A 21692-nucleotide genomic window follows, 5' to 3' on the forward strand; every position below is an offset into this window, starting at 1 on the left:
ACCATGGCCACATGAGTGAGCAACAGAATCAGGGTGCCCGCCGGCGTGACGCGTTCGCGAACGCCAAGTTGTACGTGTGTGTCACGGCGCGAAAAGAGCGGGGTGACCTGCGGGAATTCCTGCACGCGGCCTACGAGGGCGGCGTGGACATCATTCAATTGCGGGACAAGAAACTCGAGGCCGCGGCAGAAATCGAAGCCATCGAGGTGCTCGCGGATGTTGCGCGAGAACACGGGAAACTGTTTGCGGTCAACGACCGCGCGGATGTCGCCATGCTCACCGGCGCGGACGTTTTCCACGTGGGTCAGGGCGATCTCACTACTCCGCAGGCGCGCCAGCTGCTGGGCAATGACGTGATCATTGGCCGCTCGTGCCTGTCCCGTGAGCAAGTGGACGGTGCCATTGCGGATGAGGGGCTGGACTACTTCTGCACAGGTCCCGTGTGGGAAACGCCCACCAAGCCCGGCCGCGCCGCCGTGGGACTGGAGCTACCGAAGTACGCAGCTGAGCATGCGGGGGACAAGCCGTTCTTTGCGATTGGTGGCATCGACGCCGAGCGGTTGCCGTCCGTGCTCGAGACCGGCGCATCACGCATCGTCGTGGTCCGAGCGGTCACGGACGCCACGGACCCCCAAGCTGCCGCTCGCGAGCTGCGGAGATTCTTGTAATTACGTAGTTCTGGGCTCGCAGTTTTCCGGGTGCTGCTCGCACCACGGTGTGACACCGGGGAACTTTCCTCGGTGATCCGCGACCCATTGGTACACACGGTCCTGAAGTATTCGCACCGGTGGGATGCGGTAGAGCCTGCCGAAAACCCGTGTGCCGAGGGCTGCGTCCAGGGTGTCGGCCACGGCGGCTGCACCGGCCGTTTGTCGCTCGCCGACGACCGCCCAGACCGCCGCGTCGGCTTGTGATTCGGTGAGGTCGAATCGTTCCAACACGCCCCGTTCCTGATACGCGTGCGTGTTGATGCACCCGTGTCGGTCGAGTTTTCGGGCCCAGCCCACGGCGCGGGTGCAGAAGCCGCAGCGGCCGTCGAAGATCAGGTCCAATTGTGTCTCGTTCGTTGTACTTTGTCCGCCGGTCATAGGAGCACCGATCCGCTGATGCACGTGGTGCAGTGCCCGCCCACCCAGACATTTTTATGGGCATCCGAGGTGACGGTCACGCGCCCGCGACGCCCCATGGCCGTGCCCTGCTGAGCGACGTACGACGACGCCGCGTGGCCGGTCCTCATGAGCCACTGCGCCAGGCTCGCGTTGAGACTACCCGTGACGGGGTCTTCGTGCCCGCCGGTGCCGGTCACGAACGCCCGGACCTCGAACTGTTGCGGGCTGTCTTCCGGATAGGGACCCACTACGCCGATCTTGTAATTCCCCAGCGCCGGGTAATCCGGTTCGATGGCCAGGACATCCTCTGCGGTGGGCAGCAGGACAGCCGCCCAACCCGGACCGTTGTCGACCCACTGATGGGCAACGATCTCCTCGTCATCCAGGCCCAGCCCCGCAGCGACCTGCTCCAGCATGGCGGGATCGAAGCTTCCCGAGCGCGAGGTGGGTGGCGCGGCGAAGGTCAGAGCGCCGTCGTCGGTGGGACGGATCTCGACCAGACCGGCGGCGCATTCCTGCACGATGACCTCGCTGGAGCGGGGGGTATTGCCCGCCTCGAGCCACGCGTGGGCCGAGCCGAGCGTGGGGTGACCCGCGAAGGGGAGTTCACCGCCGGGAGTCCAGATGCGCAGCCGGTAGTCGGCGTTCGGAGAGGAGGCCGGGAGGACGAACGTGGTTTCGGACAGATTGGTCCAGCGCGCGAACCGGGCCATCTCCTGGTCGCTGAGGTCCGTGCCGTCGAGCACGACCGCAACTGGATTGCCCATGTAGGGCTCGCGGGAGAAGACATCGACCTGGGCGAACGGGCGCTGGCGGTGCTGATGAGTCATGAGTCGATTCCATCACAGGCCGTCGCGGGGCAGCGTTGTAGCGTGGAAACCATGGAGCCAGCACGCACCGCTCTGCATGCCGAGACCGCACCCGGACGACGCCCCGCTGGGTCGGAGCGCCAATCTCCCTCCAGACGAACCAGAATCCTGGGCCTCGTGATCGTCGTGGCTGTCTTTCTCTACAACCTGCCCATCGGACTTGGAGCTTTGCCGCGGGAGCTGCCGGCCGTGATCGGACTGGTGATTTTTGCGGCGCTGTGTGTCCCCTTCCTGTTCCGTCACCGCTGGCCGGTAGCTGTCTTCGTGCTGACGGCCGCAACCGCCTTCGTGCAGTTGTCGTTGGGCATCGATGTCCTGGTGGCGGACATCATGGTGTTACTGACGCTGTGCAGCCTGACCCTCCGATTCGCTTGGTACTTCACGGTGCCGGCGCTGCTGGCCTCGGTTGTCTGGGTGGTCGTGGCCACGCAAGAGTCGCTGCGGTCCGGGTATATCAATGTGGGCGATGTGGGTGTTCTGATCGCACTGGTGGTTCTGGCCTGGACGTGGAGCATCGTGCTGAAAGTCAGGCGGCAGTATGTGAACAGTCTGGAGCAGCGGGCTCTGGACCTGGAGCGGGAACAAGCGGCCAAAGAACGAATGCTTCTTGCGGAGGAGCGCAACCGTATTGCCCGAGAGATTCACGACGTGGTGTCCCACAACCTGGGAAGCGTGGTGGCCTTGTCCGACGGCGCCATCGCGTCGGTTCATTCCGATCCCGAACGCGCTCAACAGGCCATGACCATGGTTAGAGACACCAGCAGTGGTGCGCTGACAGAAATGCGGTCCATGCTCGGGTTCCTGCGCTCCGAGGACACTGGCGGTAACGCCCCACAACCCGGCATCGACCAGCTCGAAGAACTCGTCGCGCGCACGCGCAGGACAGGTATTTCGGTGGATTTCCGGACCTCCGGTCAACGCGGGGCATTGGCGTCGGGCGTGGAACTGACCGTGTACCGGGTTATCCAAGAAGCGCTCACCAATACCCGCAAGCACGCGGGACAGGGCAGCACCGCGGTGGTTGAATTGACCTTCGATCGGGATTCCGTGGACGTTCATGTCGTTGACGACGGCGGCCGAGGTGCCCCTGGCCAGAGCCGTGATTCCCGCGGGCACGGGCTGATCGGGATGCGGGAGCGCGTCAGCGCATACGGTGGCACGCTGGAAACCGGATACGCCACGGATGGGGGATTCCGCGTTCATGCGTGGATCCCGGTAGGAGATCAGCAATGACTATTCGGCTCGCGCTCGTGGACGATCAAGAAATGATCCGCATGGGGATGAGTATGGCGTTGAGCGCCCATGAAGATCTGGATGTCGTGGCCGAGGCTCGTAACGGTCGTGAGGCGCTGACCGTTCTGGAAACCACACCGGTGGACGTGGTGCTCATGGACATCCGCATGCCCGAGATGGACGGGGTGGAAGCGACGAGGCAGATCCAGGAACGGTTCGGTTCCGGAGCGGGGATAGAGGCTCCCCGTGTTCTGATTCTGACTACCTTCGATCTGGACGAGTACGCCTACGACGCGCTCCAGGCCGGGGCCAGTGGGTTCCTCCTGAAGGACTGCCCGATGGAGGAACTGGTTGCCGCCATCCGACACGTGAACCGCGGCGACGCCGTGATTTCCCCGGTAATGACCAAACGTCTCCTGGGACACTTCACGCCACCCCGCGGCACCGAGATGCGTGCGGATGCTCGGATTCAACGACTGACGCCGCGTGAACTCGAGGTCCTGCAACACATGGCCAAGGGGCTGTCCAACGCGGAAATCGCCGTCGAGCTCGTCCTGAGTGAGGGGACCGTCAAGGTACATGTCGGGCACGTCCTGGATAAGTTGCAGGTCCGAGATCGTGTGCAAGCCGTGGTGGTCGCTTACGAGACCGGTGTGGTCGGTATTTAGCGACATAGATCTAGCGTGGCCGGCCCGGAGGGGCGCAGCTATGCCTTAAGGCATAGCTCAAGATAGGCCTGTGGGTAGATCCGCACGAATGCCCAGGTGGCGCACCGTAGAGGCATGACTTATCTAGTGGAAACGGATCAACTCAGTAAGAACTACGGTGACCGCGCTGTCGTGGAGAACCTCGATCTGAGGGTTCCCGCGGGGAGCGTGTACGGATTTCTCGGTCCCAACGGATCGGGCAAGTCCACCACCATGAAAATGTTGCTTAACCTGATTCAACCCTCGGCGGGGTCGATCAACATCATGGGTCAACCGATGACTCGCGGCACCAGGCGGGGTCTGCTTGGGCACATCGGTTCCCTAATCGAGAACCCACCCGGATACAGCCACCTGACCGGTCGGGAGAACATGGCCATCGTGGAGCGGTTGTCGGACTTGAGCAGTCTGCAGATCGACCGGGCTATTCACGCTGTGAAGCTCGAGAAGCAAATGGACAAGAAGGTCAAGAACTACTCCCTGGGTATGAAACAGCGCCTGGGCATTGCCATGGCTCTGGCGAAAGAACCATCACTGCTCATCCTGGACGAACCCACCAACGGCCTGGATCCCGCGGGTATCGACGAAATCCGTGGGTTGCTCCATGACCTGTCCCAAGCGGGCGTGACCGTGATGGTGTCCTCTCATTTGCTGGGCGAGATCGACAAGACGGCAACGCACCTGGGCATTCTGAGCAACGGTCGGATGATCTTCCAGAGCAGCCGCGAAGAACTGTTTGCCTCGACGATCCCCAATCTTCTGGTGCGTTGCTCCCAGCCCAGGAAAGCACGAGAGCTGTTGGCCCATTCCGCTGGGGTGCAGCATTCCAGTGAAGTCCAGCTGACTTCCACGGAATCCGGCCCGGCCGAAACCGTGCGGATCTCCAACATGGACGACGCCGGAACCGCTCAGGCCGTGGCCACCTTGGTCCGGCAGGACATCGATGTCTTCGATGTCAGGAGAGAAGAACAGAACCTGGAAGACCTCTTCAGGAACCTGACTCATCAGGGGGGACTATGAGCACCGCAACCTTCTCCGAAGCGGCCACAACCACGTCATCGAGCAAGCAAACGCTGGGGGCACTGGTGGCCAATGAGTTCGCCAAGATGCGACATTTGAAGGTCCTGGTCCTGCCGCTGATCATGCTCATCGGAGTGACGGGTTTGACCCTGTTCAGAGCGCTTGCCTCCGGTGCATTCAGCGCGGATGCGCAGGGAGACAGCTTCCCCTGGAAGCTGATGCTGGCCAGCATGAGCTTCGCGATCACCATGATCTATCCCATTCTTCTGTCGGTCATGGCCAGTCGCTTGGTGGAGGTCGAACACCGCGGGAAAGGGTGGTTGTTGTCAGCCGGATCAGGGACCACCCCAGGCCAGCTGTGTCGCGCCAAGTTCTTGGCCCTCGGATCGCTGGTCATTGCGGCAACGGTGCTTCAAAGCGCATGGATCGCCGGTGTGGGACTGCTGGCCGGTGTGACCGCCTTCCCCACCGGATTGTGGCTGTCCTACACGGTGTCGGTCTCGCTCATCAATCTGGTGGTGCTCGCAGCACACGTGCTGATCTCGGCCGTGATCGAGAATCAGCTGGTGTGCCTGGGGATCGGCGTGGGAGGACTGTTCCTCGCAGTGTTCGGATCGGCCTTCCCCGCATGGATTTCGCACCTGACTCCGTGGGGCTACTACGCCTTGGCCCAGCCCGCCGATTACGTGGGTGCGGACTTGGTCTACTTCGACATGCCCGTTCTCAGCATCATCGCCCTAACCGTGATCGGCGCGGGAGCATTTCTGGCCATCACCTCTCGATTCGACCATCAGGAGCCGTAGCAATGAACGTCATCCAGACAGAATTCATGAAACTCAAGGGATCACTCAGCTGGCTCGTCGTGGTGCTGCTCCCCGTGATGGCGGTGTTGTCAGGTTCCCTGAGCACCCTGTCGAGCGGAGGCGAGTTCCAGGACGGTTGGCACACCCTGTGGATCCGTTCCATCGGATTTTACGGAATGGCCCTGTTGCCGATCGGTGTCGGAATCCTCGCGTCGCTGGTCTGGCGGCCCGAACACCGGAACGGGAACTGGAATGCGTTGATGTCCCAGTCCGTGCCCACTCAACAGGTGGTGTTGTCCAAGGTCGTGGCGATTTCCACACTGACAGCGGCCATGCAGGTGGTCATGTTGCTGACCGTGCTGTTGCTGGGGAAGCTCGCCTTCCAGATTCCGGGGTGGTTGCCCGGCACATACTGGCTCGGTTCATTACTGATCGTGGTCGGCTGCATCCCAGTGGTCGCCTTGCAGTCCGCGTTCTCCACCTTCTTGCGATCCTTTGCAGCTCCGGTGGCGATCGCACTGGTCGGAGCGGGGGCCTCCACTGTGGCCCTGATGGTGGGTGTGCCTGCCGCGATCGCCAGTCCCTATGCACTGGCCACGTACACCACCCAGCTCGGGACCACGCTTGTGGGTGGTGAATCCACAGTCTTCAACGCGGCGGCCATGTCCCCCGGCAGCGTGGCAATGGTTGCGGTCGTGTCCGCGCTCGCGGTCACTCTGATCACGTGGCTCACCACGCAGATCCTCAACCGGAAGGACGCCACCACGTGACGTTCGTGTGGCAGGCCAGGAACCTGCCGAACCCGCCCACTGCATGGTCAGCCCCGCCGCAACACCACACCGCGGCGGGGCTGCAGCACGAGACGGGGGCCGACCGGTTGGCCCTGGGCGTCGACCATGCCGTGGGGCGCCCGCACGCGGCGGCGTCGTCGGCGGTCGGAATTGAAATTCCCCCCGGCCCAGCCGTGCGTGAATTCGCGCCACCACGTGTGGCCGCGCCGCATCGGTTCGTGCACCGGTTCGCCCAGGTCCCAGTCGAGCTGGGCAACGTACTGGGTGCGGCTGTAGTCGTCGTGAGCGGTGGCTGAATAGGCCCCGCGCCCCGCGCCGAAGATCCAGAACGCAGCCAGGCCGTACTCGAAATTGGGGTGGTCATCATTGCCATCGGTGGGCACTCGAAGAATGCTGATGCCGGGTCCGTCAGCCTGCGGCAACTGCGCCTCGGTGGTCTCCGGGTCGAAAAGGTCCACTGGGCTGAAACCCAGCCACACTTCCTCGAAACCTCCGCCGTAGGCCGCGTGGCTGTTCCACCGCCCGGGCTGGCGGCGCGATTCGGCGATATTCGGCACCAGGATCTTGCCGACGTCGTTCAGCGCCTTCCCTGCCGTGTGCACCAGTTGTCCCACGCCATCGCGAAAATCCCCCATGGTCTGGGCATCCTGGATGGGCAGGTCCAGGCCGTAATAGTCGTCGAACACGTCGTTGTCGGCCATGACGCCGTCGAAGGGTGAATCGGTCAGTTCGGCAACGACATTCTGGACCCAACGGTGCCGATACCCGGGGGACCACACGGCCATTTGCCAGTGCCCCTCGTAGCGGGCCCACTGGATCCGCTCGCCGTTGAGCCGCTGGGCGAACCACGCATCCTGCGCCTCGGGATAGGACACTCCGGAACTGTAGATCGGGCCGGGTTCGTAGCTGCGGGTGGAAGACAGGCACTTGTAACAGAGCACGGTCATATCCGGGCGGCGCTGCTTCAATTCAGCGGCCGCGTCCAGTTCCCACGGCTGCAGGATGGCCACTCGGTAGTGCTCGGCCGCGAAGTCGATCTGCTCGGGACTAATGGGCCAGCCGTAGCGGATCCATGCGCCCACTCCACCCGTTCCAGGAGCAGGTTCGACGTCAGCTACACCGGTGACACTCGCTACTCCGACAGCTTCACTCACGAAGCCCGCTCGGAAGCCTGGGCACTGGCCATGAGCGACTGACCGGCGGTGTACTCGAAGTTGCGCTCCTCGCCCATGTTCCCGAGCATCCGGTAGAGCTTGTTGTAGGAGGACATGACCTCGTGGAGCTGGAAGAAGTCCTCCACGCGGCCACGAGCGTTGACGCAGTAGGAACGGTAACGGTCCACGTCACCGATCACGGCCTGGATCTGGTGGGCCATGGCCTCCACATCACCGGGGGACAGCAGCTCACCGCACGCACCCCAGGTACGGCCGTCATTGGTGTTCAGCTCGTCCCCGACCAGCTGGCTCATGCCGCCCACGTTCGATCCCACGGTGGGGATGCCGGCGGCCATGGCCTCGAGAACCACGATGGGCTGACCTTCGTTGTAGCTGGGCAGCACCAACAGATCGAACTGATCTAGCATGTCGCGGCCGTTCACGGTGCCGTGAATGGTCACCATGTCCTGGAGTCCAAGGCTCTCGATCTTGGCCAGGCACGCCTCGTAGTAATCCGGTACGTGTTCCGTGGGGCCCAGCACGTCCAGGTGCAGGTTGGGGAACCCTGCCTTGCGGAGCAGATCCATGCTCGACAGAAGATCCATCAGCCCCTTGATGGGCACCACGCGAGCGATGTACACGAGTTTCCACGTGTGCTCGCTCGGATCGGCGGCAATCCGCTCCACCGCGGCCTGGCGCTTGTGGTACTTGTCCTCGAACTCCTCAATGATCATGCCGTTGGGCAGCACCACGGATTTGTCGATGTCTGCCCCGAGCTCAGCGGCCTCGGTGATCGCGGTGGGGTAGAGGTACGTGACGACCTCCGCGCTGGGGTAGCAGAAGTGCCCCATCTCGATCCACCAGGCCATCCACGCGCGGTGCTCGGGGGAGACATCGAAGGTCCGGTAGTCGTTGGATGTGATCGACAGCGCCATGTTGCGGTCCAACAGGGTGTTGACGGTGTCGCGCACGTAGAGGTTGTGCTCGGTGAGCAGGAAGGACGTCCCGTGATCGCGAGCGGCTGCCGCACCCAGCAGGGCGGCGTATCCGGTGGTGTGTGCGTGGTACACCCGGGCCCGGGGCATGGTCTCGCCAAGGACCGCGTAGGCCAGCGAGAAGAAGCCGCGCAGGGTCCAGAACGATTCGGACAGGGACATGTTCAGTTGCGGCATCCGCACGGTCAACGCGTGCATGAATTCCTGCGAACCGAGGATCGCCCACAGGGGGTATTCGCGGGTGCGCTCGTTGAAGCCCTCGTCGATCAGCTCCCACAACGGCTCGGTGTCCCGGTGCTCGGACAGCGCGTACAGGGCGTCGAACAACCGGTTCGACAGCCGCGCTCGCTGAGCGGAGTTCATGTTCAGGTCCTTGGGACGCACGGACATGAAGTCGTGGCGGTGCTCCTGCATGCTGAGGAAGATCACGCGCACCCACTTCACGTTCTCCGGCATGCCGTACAGGTCCTCCATCGGCTGACTGGAGTCCCAGGCAATGTGGATGATGCCGTAGCTCAGGTCCGGGTTGCCCGTGACGATGTCGTGGACGACCGCCGAGACACCACCCTTGAGGTACGGGTACGTGGATTCCATGACGATGGCCACGTCCACATCCTCGTAGTGCTTCTGCGCCTGTTCCTGCGCGGGCACGAGATCGGTTGCAGGGCCGGTGGCGCGGTGTTTACCGAGAGAACGAACAAAGGGGTACATGGGGGAGGCTCCTCAAGAGCAGATCGGTCGGGCCGGACGTTCCCCGGCCTGGGCGGCGTCGTCGTACTACCCGAAGCGAGCGGGCAGACAACGGACGCGGTGGTGGGTGGGCTTACCAGGACGTGGCGTGACGCCAGAACAGCGTGTACTCGGGCTGCGCCCAGTGCCGCTTGTAGAGGGCCCAGGCGGCAACCACCAGGGCGAGGTCGACCAGCAGGAGCAGCGCGTACGCACCGGTGGTGCCCAGCACGGCGAAGGCCAGTCCGGTGGCGACCAGGTGCGCGGCACCGAGGGCCTGCGCGGTGATCTTCTCGCCGATGTAGTCCAGTTCGTAGCTGAGCAGCGTGAGCATCATGAATGTCCACGAGGCCACGGAGACGGTCACGGCCAGCAGCGCGTTCTCGGGCTGCAATCCACCCAGCAACAACGACGCCGCCAGGGTCAGTACCATTCCCACCGCGCCGGTGCGCAGCACCGAGCGGTCCACGATGTAGCTGAGCATGGTGGACCGCGAGGCCATTTCGGAAAGAGGTTCGTGTTCGATGGCCTTGTGCAGGCCGGTCACCGCGTGATCAACGTGCGGAGCCAGGTTCACGAAGTAGAAGTTGTAGGCGAGCACCGCGAGGAGCATGGCCATGAAGACCACGACCACCTGGAAGGTGCCGTCCGTGACGAGGAAGAGTACGAACTTGTCTGCCCACAGCACCGCACCGAGCAGGAGCCCGCGCAGAACATCCACCGCGAAATTGCGCTGGCCGAGTCGCTCGAAGGCCCGAACATGGGTCAGGTTGCGGCCCATAGCCACGATCTGAGTCGCCGCGGCCAGGAGCGGAGGGAGGATCCACACGGTCGGAGCCAGCGCCAAGGACAACGCATAGGCTCCCCAGGCAATGGCCCACAAACCACGGCGTTCGCCCACATTGGCCAGCACGAGCGACTGCACGAAGAGAACGTGGGCACCACACAGCAGTACGTAGGCGACCATGGCCTCGAGCGACCAGCCGGTGGCCAGCCAGAGCGGGAGCGCAAAGACCAGAACCAAAGGCAGGGTCTGAGCGAACATCGCGGGCCACACCTCACAGAAGCGGCGAGTGATCTTCTGCATGTCGCGCTCGGCCATCAACCCTCCGATGGCCCGGTACGACGGCATGCACGCAGCCTGAGCCAGCCAGGGGACGGTGATGGAAGAAGCCAGCACGACGTAGGTGAGTTGCACCCCTCCAACCGTCGCCGCGGCCATCTGGGGGCTGACCAGCGGGAAGACGATATTGAGGAAGATCACCGGCGAGAGGTAGAGGATCAGGTTGATGCCGCCCCGGTTGCTCACGGGGGGTATCGTCCTGTTGGTTGGCTGTTCCCAGCGCGCTGCCGCGCATGATCAGTGCCACGGTGATGAGCACCAGAAGACCACCGGCCAGGGTCAACAAGGTCAACCCGGACTCCGCGAGGCTATCCACCGTGAGGGGGCCGAGTGCCGTCAAGAACAATGCGGTGATGATAATTGCGGTTCGGCGCCTGCTATGGGCGTCGTGAACTAAGGACGTGATTGATCTCAAGGCTCTCCCCCTGGTGAATCGGATCGCGCCCTCAGCCCCCGCCGAATGAACGCCCGATGTAATGAATGATTTCGCGGCTGCCCAAGCAACCGCACTAGTCAGGATTCACATTAGGCATGTGCGAATGCAAAAATCAACATGAATACGCGATTAACTGTGGGCCAAAAAATGGAAGTTAAGATACGCCTTGAAAAAAGCTACTGATTAGTAAGTTCAGTAGAAACCGCGAGAATTCAGGGAACAGCGGTGCGACAATTAAATGCAAATACATTTAATACGCCTCATGGGGGACAACTAACCCAGATTGCTACGCCTGGTTCGACACCTTGTGAATTTCATCACGGACGGCACGCATCATCTGCTCGAACCCAGGTTCCTCCGCCGGGAAATGTCCGCAGTTCTCGAGCAGTCGCCAGGTCTTCTGGGCGCCGATGCGTTCGAAGAACGGTCGGCTGATCTCCAGCGGGGTCCACAGGTCCTCCGCGGGGTGAAGCAGGAGGACGGGAGTGTCCGTGAAGTCCTCCGGTTCGACCAGAGGGGTTGATTTCATGTAGCTGCGGATCCACCCCAGGGGTACGCGACCTCCGCCGCCACGTCGATCCTTGATGACCTCACGCACTAACCCGGGCGCGTTGGAGATGTGCCGCATGTCCGCAATCCATCGGATGGGCACGCGCAGGTTCGCCAATGGACCCCGAACCAGCTTCAAGCCGGGGCCGGCAAGCCGTGCCAGCAACGGGTGCCAGGTCAATTGTGCTCGCACGTTCGGGTCGCGGGGATCCAAAAGGCACGTAACGATCAGGCGAGTGGCGAGACCGGTGGCCGCGGCGGCGTCGTAGGCCAGAAGTCCACCCATGCTGGCGCCCAGGATAATCAGTGGACGATCGTCGTCCTCGCGGCGAACCAGGCCGATCAGCAGTTCGCGCCAATGGTCGTAACGGATGCGCCCGGGATGTTCCGTCACCGTCATGCCGTATCCGGGGAGGTCCGGCACGGTGACGTACGCACCGAGCGAGGCGAAGTGTGCGGCGTAGGGCCAGAAGGCATCACTGTTCCCGCCGGCGCCGTGAACCAGGAGGATGCGTATCGGCGCGTCGGGGAGGCCCACTCGATCCAGGTGGACCTGAGAGTCGCGCCAGTGCCAGGTGTCGTGGGAGCGGCGGATCTTCTCGCCGGTCACTGCGGGAATGTGCTTCTCGTAACGGCGATCGAACGGCGTGGTCACTGCGGCCTCCAGATATGAAAAATCCCCTTGCCGTCACGGATCGTGATGACAAGGGGATCATTGGTCGGGATGACAGGATTTGAACCTGCGACCTCGTCGTCCCGAACGACGCGCGCTACCAAGCTGCGCCACATCCCGAAGTTTGCAGGCGTGCCCGCAAACAACTGCTCCAGCTTAGCGGCAGGGGAGCGTGAATGTGAAATCCAGGGCTGGTAGCTGGTGCCCCGCCGGCAGATGACTTACTGACCACAGTGTCGGGAATCACAGGTAAGGTCCCCTATATGAATGCGTGGCCCGCCTCCGGTGACACCAACTCCCCGTCGAAGGGCGGTCCCATCACCTCTCGCACGTGGATCCGCGTGGGACTTGCGATGTTTGCCGTGGGATTCGGTACCAACCTCTTCGCCCCCATGCTGGAGGTCTACCGCGACCAGGACGGCATTTCGGAAGCCTCCGTGACCGCGATGTTCGGGATCTATGCGGCGGGACTGGTGCCTGCGCTCCTGATCTTCGGCCCCATTTCCGACCACTACGGTCGCCGCGCGGTCGTGCGTCCGGCACTGATACTCGTGGCCGTGGCCTCAGGTATTTTGGCCGCTGGTAGCGAGGCTCCCGAATGGGTGCTCTACGTGGGCCGCTGGATCATGGGCTTCGGAGTGGGCATGGCCATGTCGTCGGGCTCGGCGTGGATCAAGCAATTGTGCGTGGATCGGCCCTCGGCCGGACCGCGGCGGGCGACCATCGTGCTCTCGGCGGGTTTCGGCGGCGGACCACTCATTGCGGGCCAGTTCGCGGAGTTCCTGCCGGGCCCGCAGATCACGCCCTATCTCTTGCACATCGCCCTGGTGATTGTGACCATTCCCCTCGTGTGGGGCGTGCCCGAAACACAGTTTCCCACCGAAGGGCGGGTCAAGCGCCCGCCGCTCGTGCCGCGCATCGCGCTGACGGGACGCTTCTTCTGGGCGGTCGCCGCGTGGGCCCCGTGGGTCTTCGGTACGGCAACCGTCGCGTTCACGAGCATCCCCGGTTTCGTCACGGACACGGTCGAATACCCGGTCGCCTACCTCGGCCTCATCTCTGGCGTGGGCATGTTCTCGGGTGTCTTCATCCAACCGGTCGCCGCGAAACTCGCCACGCACGGTTGGTTGCCGCTGTCGGTCGTGGGGTTGGGGGCGGCGAGCGTGGGGCTGGTACTGGGTGCCGTGGCCATTGAACTCAACAGCGCTCTACTGGTGGTTCCCGCGGCGATCATCCTGGGCTGCAGCTACGGCATCATGATGGTCTCCGGCCTGCGCGAGGTGGAAATCATCGCCGAACCCCACGAACTGGGCGCGCTCATCGGTGTCTTCTACACCCTGACCTACACCGGTTTCGCGGTGCCGTTCGTGCTCGCCGTACTGGGCCCGTTCGTGGGCGATCTCTTGGGGATCGGACCGGTCAGGGGCTTCATCGCATGTTTGGCCTTCGGCGTGGTCGTGTGCCTGGTCTCTACCGTTCCGGTGGCGCGGGCGGCCTCTCGAGCCGTACCGCACCCCCGTCGTGAAGTCTGATGTCGTCGTTGACTCACGCAGCGATCGAACGGCGCCGCCCTGCGTCATTGCACAGCTGGCGACGCCGCTCGGAGCCGCCTCTGCCCTACGTCACCTGGTCGTACGCTCGAGGACCTGCAGCACATGCTCATAAGGCTTACCGGTTGCCTCGGTCATGCCCTGTTCGCACGTGCGGTTGAGGGACACGTAGGCGTCGTAGTAGGTGGCATTGACCTCGGCGGCTTCAGGAGCCGTGGCGGCAGCGGTCAACTCCGGGTGCAGCATCCCGCGGTCACCGGCGTACCCGCAGCAACCCCACGCGAAAGGAACGGTCGCTCGTTCCGCAGCGGCATTGGCCAGTCGCATCAGGTGGTCGTTAATGCCCAGTTGCACGGAGGAACACGTGGGGTGCACGGCAACGGAGCGCACTGGTTCGGATACGGTGAGTCGGTTCAGCACGTGTTCCGAGACGAACTCCACGGCATCCACGAAACGCAACGGTGCGTACTTCTCGGAGTCCGCTGCCAACTGTTGCATGGTCTCCAGGCCCTCGGTGCACGAGGACGCATCGCACACCACTGGCAGCCGGCCGTGATCGGAGGCCTCCCACAGGGTCTCCAGGGTGCGGTGGGACATGGTCTCGTAGCCGGTGGGTAGGCCCTTGGACTTCCAGGGCGTACCGCAGCACGTGGCCGTAATGCCTTCGGGAATGTTCACATCCACTCCCGCCCGTCGGCACAGCTTGAGGAAGGCCTCGGACACCGAAGGCCCCTGGCCCTCCACCGTGCCGAACATGGCACCGATGCAGGCGGGGAAGAACACGGCCTGGGAGGTATCGGAGGAAACGTTGGCGGGCGACGTCGTCAAGAAATCACGCGAACGACCGCCGGCGGGAAGCTGAGGCTTGTACTGCGGCACGTTGTCCGCACCCAGGGCTGCACGACCCACCGTGGTGGCGCTGACGGGCAACACCGCTGGCAGCCGCTTGGCCACGGACAAGGCGAAAGCTGCGCCCGGGGCGGTCACGGACCAGGAACGTGCCAGACCCGCCCACACGAAGTCGGCGACCTTCGAGTGATTTTCCGCGCGCAGGCGCCGCACCAGATCGCCGGTGTTGATGTGCACGGGGCAGGCCGTGACGCACATACCGTCCACGGCGCACGTGTCCAGACCCGCGTAGTCGTACTCGCGGGAAAGCCGCCCCGCCAACTCGCTCTCACCCGCAAGCTCCGCTTCTGCGATCTCGCGACGACCCGCAATGCGCTGCCGCGGCGTGAGGGTCAAATTCTGGGACGGGCACACCGGTTCGCAGTAACCGCACTCCACGCACCGGTCGACCTCTTCCTCCACGGTGGGAGCGGTCTTGAGATCACGCAGGTACGCGGTGGGATCATCGGTGAGAATCACGCCGGGATTGAAGCGGTAGTCCGGATCGATCAGGCGCTTGAGCTCGAGCATCACCTCGTAGAGTTCGTCCCCGTATTGCCGCCGGACGAAAGGAGCCATGATGCGCCCGGTACCGTGCTCGGCCTTGAGCGCGCCACCGCGGTCGAGGACCAGATCCACCATGTCCTCCGTGAAACGTTCGTAGCGCTTCAGTTGCTCGGGGTCGGTGAACTGCTCGTTGAGCATGAAGTGCACGTTGCCGTCCTTGGCATGCCCGAAAATCACGGAATCCTCGTAGCCATGAGCGTCGAACAACGCCGTCAGGTCCTCGCACGTCTCACCCAGCTGCGGCACCGGCACCACGATGTCCTCGAGCAGCGCGTTGGAACCGGTCGGCCGGTTGCCCGCCACGGTGGTGTACAGGCCCTTGCGCACGGTCCACAGACTTGCGCGTTCCTTCGGATCGGTGGTCAGTTGCGCCGGGCTCTCAAGACCCAGGTCCTCGAATAACGACGACGCCGCGTGCGCTTGCTCCCGCACCTCGGCTTCCGAATCCGCCTGGTATTCCACGAGTAGCGCGGCCTGCTGGTCCACGGAGATGTCCATGATCACCGGGGGAGCCTGGCCGGTGCGCTGGGAGACCTTCAACGAGGTAGCGTCCAGCAGCTCCACGGTTGCCGAATTGACATCCACCAACTGCGGGACAGAGCTCGTCGCGGCCACTACCGTGGGGAACACCAGGAGGCCGGTGGCCACGTTCTGATGAATCGGAACGGTGCGGAACACCGCCTGCGCCACGAAACCCAGTGTGCCCTCGGAACCAATCATGAGGTGCTCGAGGATCCGTACGGGTTCGTCGAAATCGACGAACGCGTTGAGCCCGTACCCCATGGTGTTCTTCATGGCGAACAGCCGCTCAATGGTGCGTACTGACGCGGGGTTCTGGTTGACCCGCTGGTGCAACCGAAGCAGGCCCTCGTGAAGGTCGGGTTCGGCGGCGCGTAACTGCGCATTAGCATCCGCATCTGCGGTGTTGATGACCGTGCCGGAGGGTAGCACCACGGTCATGGATTCAAGGGTCCGGTACGTGTTGAACTCGGTGCCGCACGCCATGCCCGACGAGTTATTGGCCACCACACCGCCCACGGTGCACGCGGCCTCACTCGCGGGGTCCGGGCCCAGCTTGTAACCGTGCGGCGCCAGGCGGGCGTTGACCTGCCGAATGGTGATACCGGGCTGAACACGCACGCGGGCACCGTTGTCCAAGACCTCGATGTCGCGGAAGTGACGGCGAGTATCCACCAGAACCTGATCGGACACGGCCTGACCGGACAATGATGTGCCACCCGAACGCAACGTGAGACCCAGTCCGTGACGCGCGGCCGCGGCGAAAACGCTGCCCACATGCTCCGCATTCTGAGGGCGCACCACGGCCTGGGGCTGCAGTAGGTAATGAGAGGCGTCGTGAGCGAGAACTCGGCGCTCCAACTCACTTTCGGTGATGGTGTTCGCACCGCAAGCCCGGCGCACCTGCGCTACGAATTGCTCAACGGCAGTAACGGCCTGGTCTTGGACGGGTGCGCTCATGAGATGCTCCTGCGTGGTGTGACGGTGCTGACACCCATGGTAAGACCACAGGTCGACATGCACACGACACCGCTGTTCCGCGCGTGGCTCGGAGAGTTGCTGACCCGGGTGACAGTGGGGGGACTCCATCGGAGCCCTTGTCTACAAGAGCCCTCGGACATCAGTAACCCTTAGTCCGTGAGCGTGATCAGAACCGCCTGGGGCGGGCAGAACAACCGCACGGGAGCAAAGCGGGATTCACCCAGCCCCTGAGAGATGTTCACCGGAACACCCCGGTGATCGATCAGCCCCTTGCAGATGGCCGGGTCCAGATCGCAGTTGCTCACCAGAGCACGGCCACCGGGCAGGCACACCTGACCGCCGTGGGTGTGTCCGGCGAAGATGAGGTCGGCGCCGTCCGCGACGAATCGGTCAAGGGTCCGCAGGTACGGTGCGTGCGCCACGCCGATTCGGAGGGCGGCGGCGCGGTCCCCGGACGAGACTGGTGAAAAACCGGGGTGGCGGTCGTAGGCCAGATGTGGATCGTCCACGCCCGAGAAGTCGAGCACGGTGTCGCGCACGCGGAGGCGATCGTGGCGGTTGATGAGCCCGGTCCAGCCGGCGGCGTCGAACGCGCTGTGCATGTCCTCGGTGGGCAACCGCGTGTTGTCCACGGGATCCTCGCTGGCCGTGGTCTTCCACAGGTACCTGAACGGATTCTTGAGCTCGGGAGCGAAATAGCAATTGGAGCCGGGCACGTACACGCCCGGGAACTGGAAGAGCGGCTCCAGGATCTCCAACAGATACGGAAGTGCCCGCATGTGGGAGAGGTTGTCGCCGGTGTCGATCACCAGGTCCGGGCGGAGAGCGGCCAGCGACTGCACGAAGCGCTTCTTGGCTTCCTGTCCAGGGACCGTGTGCAGATCGGAGACGTGAAGGATCCGCAGCGGGCGGGATCCCTCGGGTAAGGCCCGCACGGTCTCCTGCCGCAACTGGAAACGACGGCGCTCGCCGAGGACCGCCCACGCGGCCGTGCCCGCGCCCGCCGCACCCACCCCTGCGGTGACTGCGGCGGCCACGCGGACACCGTTACTCATAGAACTCAATTGTCGGACTGGTTGCTATTGCCCAGGACCCGCGAGGGCGGATCGGAGAACTGGCCGGTGTCATAGTCCCGAGCCACGTCACGCATGAAGTTCTGCCACTGCGTACCCGCGTAGGTGGAGCCGTCCACCCAATCGGTGTCCGAGCCACCGGTGCGCCCGCCGATGGACAGCCCGTTCAGGGAACGGGAACCCAGCTCGTAGTTACCAACCCACGAGGCAGTGGACAGGCCCTTGGTGTAGCCCACCATCCAGGTCTGCGTGGAGTTGTCGGTGGTACCCGTCTTGGCCGCAGAGGCCCCCGGGAGTCCGATGGAGCGCTGCCAGCCGGAACCACGCACCAGTACCTGATCCAGCGTGTAGTTCACACCCTGAGCCACTTCTTCCTTGATGGCGCGTTCGCACTTGTCTGCGGGGACGTCATAGGTCTTGCCGGTGAAGTCTTCAACCTTGGTCATGGAGCGGACCTCACACATCACGCCGTCGTTGGCGAACGCTGAGAATGCCCGGGCCATGGTCATCGGAGCAATATCCGCCGAACCTCCGAGCAGCGAGGACAGGATGGTGGTGTCAACCGGTTCGCCGGTCTTGCCGTCGTGGATGCCCAGGCTCTCGGACATCTTGCCGATGTCGCACAGGTCCAGCTCGGCCGCCATGGCGAACAGGGCGGAGTTGATGGAGTTGTAAATGCCGTAGTCCACTTGCATGCGACGTTCGTAACCGCGTTCCGCGTTCTGGAATTCGAACCCGTTACCGTCGTCTCCGGGCTCGTACTTCACGCCACCGGGCAAGCAGGACGCCTCCCATTGGTAATCCGCGGGGTAGTGGGTGCGGCGAGCATCAATGGTCTCGTTGACGGTCTTGCCGTCGTTGATCCACTGGGCCAATGTCACCGGTTTGTAGGTCGAACCGGCCTGGAAGCCACCGGCACCACCCATGGTGGTGTCCACGTTGAAGTTGTACGTGGTATTGGAGTCTCCCTCGGCACCCGAGTAGAAGGTGTTCTGGGCCATCGAGGCGATGTGGCCGTTCTCGGGCTCCAGCGACACCAGTGCGGTGGAGACATTGTCCGGGTTGTCGTCACGGGGCTGAGTGTTGTTGACCTCACGCTCGGCAGCACGCTGTGCGTTCATGTCCAGCGTGGTGTGAATCGTGAGGCCGCCGCGCTGAAGGGTTGCCAAACGCTCGTCCGGGGTGGCACCGAAAGCCTCGGACTGCATGAACTCGTTCTGAACGTAATCGCAGAAGTACGGTGCGGTCTCAGCGGCGGTGCAACCGGAGTTGCTCGCGTGGATATCGAGATCCAGGGGAGCCGCTACTGCCTGGTCATGCTCCTGCTGTGTGATGGCGTCGGTCTGGAGCATGGTGTCCAGCACCAGGTTTCGGCGCTGCTCAGAGGCTTCAGGGTTGACCTGCGGGTTGTAGTAGTTGGGGGACTGCACCATGCCGGCCAGGGTGGCGGACTGCTGGATGTTCAGCTCGGAGGCGGGGATGCCCCAGAAGTACTGGGCGGCTGCCTCGACACCGTAGTTCTGGCCGCCGAACAACACGATGTTCAGGTAGCCCTCCAGGATTTCGTCCTTGGACATTTCCTGTTCCATGGACAGCGCCAGCTTGATCTCCTTGATCTTGTCCACCACGCCCTTGTCGGAACCAATGGTGCTGGCTTGCTCGCCGGCACGAACCTGCTGGTCGATCAGCAGGTTGTTCACGTACTGCTGCGTGATGGTGGAGGCGCCCTGTCGGGCACTGGGACGCAAGATGTTGTTACCCATGGCGCGGACGATGCCGCCCGGGTCAACGCCGCCGTGCTGGTAGAACTCACGGTCCTCGATGGCCAGGATGGCATCCTGCATGTTCGGAGACATGTCTTCCAGATCGACCGGTTCACGGTTCTGGGCGAAGAACGTGGCAATTTCGGTGCCGTCGCGAGCGACCACCGTGGAGGAACGGGACAGCGGCCCCATTTCCATCTCGTCCGGGAGAGACTTGAACCATCCGATGGAAGCGTTGGAAGCCATGCCGACTGCCGCTGCGGGCGGAACGAGTAACCCTGCTGCCACGATGCCTGCGACTACAGAGGTGGCGAGGAATGCCACAACATTGCCGAAGACCGAGGTGGACTCGGAGTCCGAATTCTTGCGTGATGCCATTGCGCCAGTGTACAAGCCGTGACTGGGAGCAAGGGTGCACCCGAGAGCACTGTCACAGTGGTTCGTCAGCAAACTTTGAACGGACACGGCCGGGGGCTGGCACTAGGGTGGTGATCATGACCACTTGGGAGTATGCAACCGTTCCGCTCATGATCCACGCTACTAAGCAGATCCTCGACAACTGGGGTGACGATGGCTGGGAGTTGGTGACCGTCCTGCCGGGCACCCAGACCGCTGATGTTCCGGCCGCTAACGTCAACGCCCCGGTTCAAACCAACCCCATCGCGTATTTCAAGCGACCCAAGAACTGATCGACCTGCACCGAAAGGGCCAGTAAGAACTATGAGCAGTTCGATTGAAGAACGCATTGAAGAACTAGGCCTCACCTTGCCGGAGGTCTCAGCCCCCGTTGCGGCCTACGCCCCGGCCGCGGTCACCGGCAAGTACGTGTACACCGCCGGTCAGCTGCCGTTCATCGACGGCGCTCTGCCCGCCACTGGTGTGGTGAGCGAGACCGAGGGTGAGAACCACGTCAGCCCGGAACGCGCCAAGGAATTGGCCGCCCGCTCCGCACTTAACGCTGTGGCAGCCGTGAAGGCTCAGATCGAAGACCTGGACCGTGTGGTCCGCGTCGTGAAAGTCACCGGGTTCGTGGCCTCCGCATCCGATTTCTACGGTCAGCCCGGCGTGATCGACGGCGCGTCCACACTTTTGGGCGACATCTTCGGTGAAAAGGGCAAGCACGCCCGCTCGGCAGTGGGTGTGAGCGTATTGCCGCTGAACTCGCCCGTGGAGGTCGAACTGATTGTCGAGTTCAGCTAGAGCCACCGCCCGCGGATCCTCGGAACGGCTGTTCCACGTTCCGCAGGCGCACCGGAAGGCCGCGTTGGCCTGGTTGGATCGAGGCGTAGGAATCCACGGTTCGGCCCCCAGGCACGCGGCCTCCGTCGTCGTGGTTCGAGACGGTGACCGCGGCCTGGAAGCTCTCATGATGTTCCGCCCGGACCGCCCCTCTTTCGGGCAGCTGTCCTTTCCGGGCGGTCTCCTGGAGGCCAGCGATGACGAGCCCCTGATCTGGTCCGGTCCCCGTCCCACGGAGTGGGCCGAGAAACTCGGATCGGAGGACATCGGTCTCGCCCGTCGCTCAGTCGTGGCCGCGGCGCGCAGGGTGTTCGTTGAAACAGGATTGCTCTTCGCCGGTTCAGAAGGTGACGGCATAGCCGAACACGTGGACGGTGCCGATTGGATGCTCGCACGAGAGCAACTATCCGACCTGGACATCTCCTTCGCGGAAGTACTCTCCAACAGGGTGTTCGCTTTCAGATCCGAACTGCTGCGTCCGCTGGCCCGGTGGATGACGTCCGATTTCGTCCACCAGCGTGTGGACCTGAGGTACTTTGCCGCGGTGCTTCCCGTGGGGCAGCGGTGTTCTCCCTTGAAAACTCGTCATAAGAAGTCCTGGTTGGGATGGGTGGACGCGGCAACTCTGCTCAACGACCCTCATGACACCCCGGTACCCACGCTGTTCGCAGAGTGGCGTGAAGAGGAGAAACAGAACCCGGATACAGCGGCTCGGGAATTCAACCTGGGGGAGGTGGCCACTCCGGGCGTCCAGACGATTCTGCACACGATCGCGCGGTCGAGTTCGGCCATTGGCTTTCTCAGTGCCCGCCGGGACCTGGCTGTCCAAACTCCCTCGTTGGAGGTCCGCGACGGTGTCCCGGTTCTCGTCCTGAAGGACTGATCCTCGTACTGAGCAACTGAAAACGCCGCGGTACCCTGGTG

General features: G+C 63.3%; 19 protein-coding genes and 1 tRNA gene. 10 read left to right on the forward strand and 10 right to left on the reverse strand.

The genetic code is table 11. The features are described 5' to 3' along the window. Positions 1-11: 11 nt before the first annotated feature. Positions 12-668 carry a thiamine phosphate synthase gene (gene thiE / locus ABD283_RS08600; RefSeq protein WP_344224574.1) on the forward strand — a complete coding sequence of 219 codons (657 nt, stop codon included), beginning with the start codon at positions 12-14 and terminating at the stop codon, positions 666-668. Here the strand turns inward: thiE and ABD283_RS08605 are convergent, their stop codons facing one another. After that, a complete protein-coding gene (locus tag ABD283_RS08605) occupies positions 669-1088 on the reverse strand; it encodes a thiol-disulfide oxidoreductase DCC family protein (RefSeq protein WP_344224575.1) in 420 nt (139 codons plus the stop codon). It lies immediately after the preceding gene. Beyond that, the gene (locus ABD283_RS08610; protein ID WP_344224576.1) at positions 1085-1939 is read right to left on the reverse strand and encodes a PhzF family phenazine biosynthesis protein; all 855 of its coding nucleotides are present in this window, start codon (positions 1937-1939) and stop codon (positions 1085-1087) included. The genes ABD283_RS08605 and ABD283_RS08610 overlap by 4 nt, the downstream gene beginning before the upstream one ends. 51 nt (positions 1940-1990) lie before the next feature. Between ABD283_RS08610 and ABD283_RS08615 the strand changes: the two genes are divergently transcribed. The 5 genes from ABD283_RS08615 (at position 1991) to ABD283_RS08635 (ending at position 6508) form a co-directional block, all read left to right on the forward strand. After that, positions 1991-3211, forward strand: a complete 1221-nt coding sequence (locus ABD283_RS08615; RefSeq protein ID WP_344224577.1) for a sensor histidine kinase — start codon at positions 1991-1993, stop codon at positions 3209-3211. Further along, positions 3208-3879: a response regulator gene (locus ABD283_RS08620; RefSeq protein WP_344224578.1), complete on the forward strand. Its 672-nt coding sequence runs from the start codon at positions 3208-3210 to the stop codon at positions 3877-3879. Before ABD283_RS08615 ends, ABD283_RS08620 begins: the two co-directional genes overlap by 4 nt. A gap of 114 nt (positions 3880-3993) precedes the next feature. After that, on the forward strand, positions 3994-4935 hold the full coding sequence (locus ABD283_RS08625) for an ABC transporter ATP-binding protein (RefSeq protein WP_344224579.1): 942 nt from the start codon (positions 3994-3996) through the stop codon (positions 4933-4935). Next, the gene (locus ABD283_RS08630; protein ID WP_344224580.1) at positions 4932-5738 is read left to right on the forward strand and encodes an ABC transporter permease; all 807 of its coding nucleotides are present in this window, start codon (positions 4932-4934) and stop codon (positions 5736-5738) included. Before ABD283_RS08625 ends, ABD283_RS08630 begins: the two co-directional genes overlap by 4 nt. A gap of 2 nt (positions 5739-5740) precedes the next feature. Continuing rightward, entirely contained in the window at positions 5741-6508 is a 768-nt protein-coding gene (locus ABD283_RS08635; protein ID WP_344224581.1) for an ABC transporter permease, read from the forward strand. Between the two features lie 47 nt (positions 6509-6555). Here ABD283_RS08635 and ABD283_RS08640 read toward each other — a convergent pair whose 3' ends face one another. From ABD283_RS08640 to ABD283_RS08660, 5 genes are all read right to left on the reverse strand, one after another. Further along, positions 6556-7683, reverse strand: coding sequence for a putative glycoside hydrolase (locus ABD283_RS08640; protein ID WP_344224582.1), 1128 nt, complete (start codon positions 7681-7683; stop codon positions 6556-6558). Beyond that, positions 7680-9389: a GT4 family glycosyltransferase PelF gene (gene pelF / locus ABD283_RS08645; protein WP_344224583.1), complete on the reverse strand. Its 1710-nt coding sequence runs from the start codon at positions 9387-9389 to the stop codon at positions 7680-7682. Before pelF ends, ABD283_RS08640 begins: the two co-directional genes overlap by 4 nt. Positions 9390-9501: 112 nt before the next feature. Then, a complete protein-coding gene (locus tag ABD283_RS08650; protein WP_344224584.1) occupies positions 9502-10716 on the reverse strand; it encodes a hypothetical protein in 1215 nt (404 codons plus the stop codon). 536 nt (positions 10717-11252) lie between these two features. Next, positions 11253-12170 (reverse strand): alpha/beta hydrolase, encoded by a 918-nt coding sequence (locus tag ABD283_RS08655; RefSeq protein ID WP_344224585.1) that lies wholly within the window; start codon positions 12168-12170, stop codon positions 11253-11255. A 61-nt stretch (positions 12171-12231) separates the two neighbouring features. After that, a tRNA-Pro gene (locus tag ABD283_RS08660) sits at positions 12232-12308 on the reverse strand. Positions 12309-12451: 143 nt separating this feature from the next. On the opposite strand from ABD283_RS08660, the gene ABD283_RS08665 reads away from it, so the two are divergent. Further along, positions 12452-13720 carry an MFS transporter gene (locus ABD283_RS08665; protein WP_344224586.1) on the forward strand — a complete coding sequence of 423 codons (1269 nt, stop codon included), beginning with the start codon at positions 12452-12454 and terminating at the stop codon, positions 13718-13720. A gap of 90 nt (positions 13721-13810) precedes the next feature. On the opposite strand, the gene ABD283_RS08670 is transcribed toward ABD283_RS08665, so the two are convergent. The 3 genes from ABD283_RS08670 to ABD283_RS08680 all read right to left on the reverse strand — a co-directional run bounded on the left by ABD283_RS08670 (position 13811) and on the right by ABD283_RS08680 (position 19907). Continuing rightward, positions 13811-16672, reverse strand: coding sequence for an FAD-binding and (Fe-S)-binding domain-containing protein (locus tag ABD283_RS08670; protein ID WP_344224587.1), 2862 nt, complete (start codon positions 16670-16672; stop codon positions 13811-13813). Positions 16673-16842: 170 nt separating this feature from the next. Then, positions 16843-17748, reverse strand: a complete 906-nt coding sequence (locus tag ABD283_RS08675) for a metallophosphoesterase (RefSeq protein WP_344224588.1) — start codon at positions 17746-17748, stop codon at positions 16843-16845. Positions 17749-17753: 5 nt separating this feature from the next. Then, complete coding sequence (locus tag ABD283_RS08680; RefSeq protein WP_344224589.1) at positions 17754-19907, reverse strand: transglycosylase domain-containing protein; 2154 nt, start codon at positions 19905-19907, stop codon at positions 17754-17756. Between the two features lie 116 nt (positions 19908-20023). On the opposite strand from ABD283_RS08680, the gene ABD283_RS08685 reads away from it, so the two are divergent. From ABD283_RS08685 to ABD283_RS08695, 3 genes are read left to right on the forward strand one after another with little or no spacing between them, the layout of a single operon-like run. Then, a complete protein-coding gene (locus ABD283_RS08685; RefSeq protein WP_344224590.1) occupies positions 20024-20218 on the forward strand; it encodes a DUF4177 domain-containing protein in 195 nt (64 codons plus the stop codon). A 31-nt stretch (positions 20219-20249) separates the two neighbouring features. Beyond that, positions 20250-20729 carry a RidA family protein gene (locus ABD283_RS08690; RefSeq protein WP_344224591.1) on the forward strand — a complete coding sequence of 160 codons (480 nt, stop codon included), beginning with the start codon at positions 20250-20252 and terminating at the stop codon, positions 20727-20729. Continuing rightward, positions 20713-21651, forward strand: a complete 939-nt coding sequence (locus tag ABD283_RS08695; RefSeq protein ID WP_344224592.1) for an NUDIX hydrolase — start codon at positions 20713-20715, stop codon at positions 21649-21651. The genes ABD283_RS08690 and ABD283_RS08695 overlap by 17 nt, the downstream gene beginning before the upstream one ends. Positions 21652-21692: the final 41 nt, after the last annotated feature.

Origin of the sequence: Kocuria atrinae (assembly GCF_039531425.1) — a bacterium.
GTDB lineage: Bacteria > Actinomycetota > Actinomycetes > Actinomycetales > Micrococcaceae > Kocuria > Kocuria atrinae.

Bases quoted from the DNA above. Each gene is read 5' to 3' on its own strand.
- thiE (WP_344224574.1), top strand. From the start codon at position 12: ATGAGTGAGCAACAGAATCAGGGTGCCCGCCGGCGTGACGCGTTCGCG.
- ABD283_RS08605 (WP_344224575.1), bottom strand. From the start codon at position 1,088: ATGACCGGCGGACAAAGTACAACGAACGAGACACAATTGGACCTGATC.
- ABD283_RS08610 (WP_344224576.1), bottom strand. From the start codon at position 1,939: ATGACTCATCAGCACCGCCAGCGCCCGTTCGCCCAGGTCGATGTCTTC.
- ABD283_RS08615 (WP_344224577.1), top strand. From the start codon at position 1,991: ATGGAGCCAGCACGCACCGCTCTGCATGCCGAGACCGCACCCGGACGA.
- ABD283_RS08620 (WP_344224578.1), top strand. From the start codon at position 3,208: ATGACTATTCGGCTCGCGCTCGTGGACGATCAAGAAATGATCCGCATG.
- ABD283_RS08625 (WP_344224579.1), top strand. From the start codon at position 3,994: ATGACTTATCTAGTGGAAACGGATCAACTCAGTAAGAACTACGGTGAC.
- ABD283_RS08630 (WP_344224580.1), top strand. From the start codon at position 4,932: ATGAGCACCGCAACCTTCTCCGAAGCGGCCACAACCACGTCATCGAGC.
- ABD283_RS08635 (WP_344224581.1), top strand. From the start codon at position 5,741: ATGAACGTCATCCAGACAGAATTCATGAAACTCAAGGGATCACTCAGC.
- pelF (WP_344224583.1), bottom strand. From the start codon at position 9,389: ATGTACCCCTTTGTTCGTTCTCTCGGTAAACACCGCGCCACCGGCCCT.
- ABD283_RS08665 (WP_344224586.1), top strand. From the start codon at position 12,452: ATGAATGCGTGGCCCGCCTCCGGTGACACCAACTCCCCGTCGAAGGGC.
- ABD283_RS08670 (WP_344224587.1), bottom strand. From the start codon at position 16,672: ATGAGCGCACCCGTCCAAGACCAGGCCGTTACTGCCGTTGAGCAATTC.
- ABD283_RS08675 (WP_344224588.1), bottom strand. From the start codon at position 17,748: ATGAGTAACGGTGTCCGCGTGGCCGCCGCAGTCACCGCAGGGGTGGGT.
- ABD283_RS08680 (WP_344224589.1), bottom strand. From the start codon at position 19,907: ATGGCATCACGCAAGAATTCGGACTCCGAGTCCACCTCGGTCTTCGGC.
- ABD283_RS08685 (WP_344224590.1), top strand. From the start codon at position 20,024: ATGACCACTTGGGAGTATGCAACCGTTCCGCTCATGATCCACGCTACT.
- ABD283_RS08690 (WP_344224591.1), top strand. From the start codon at position 20,250: ATGAGCAGTTCGATTGAAGAACGCATTGAAGAACTAGGCCTCACCTTG.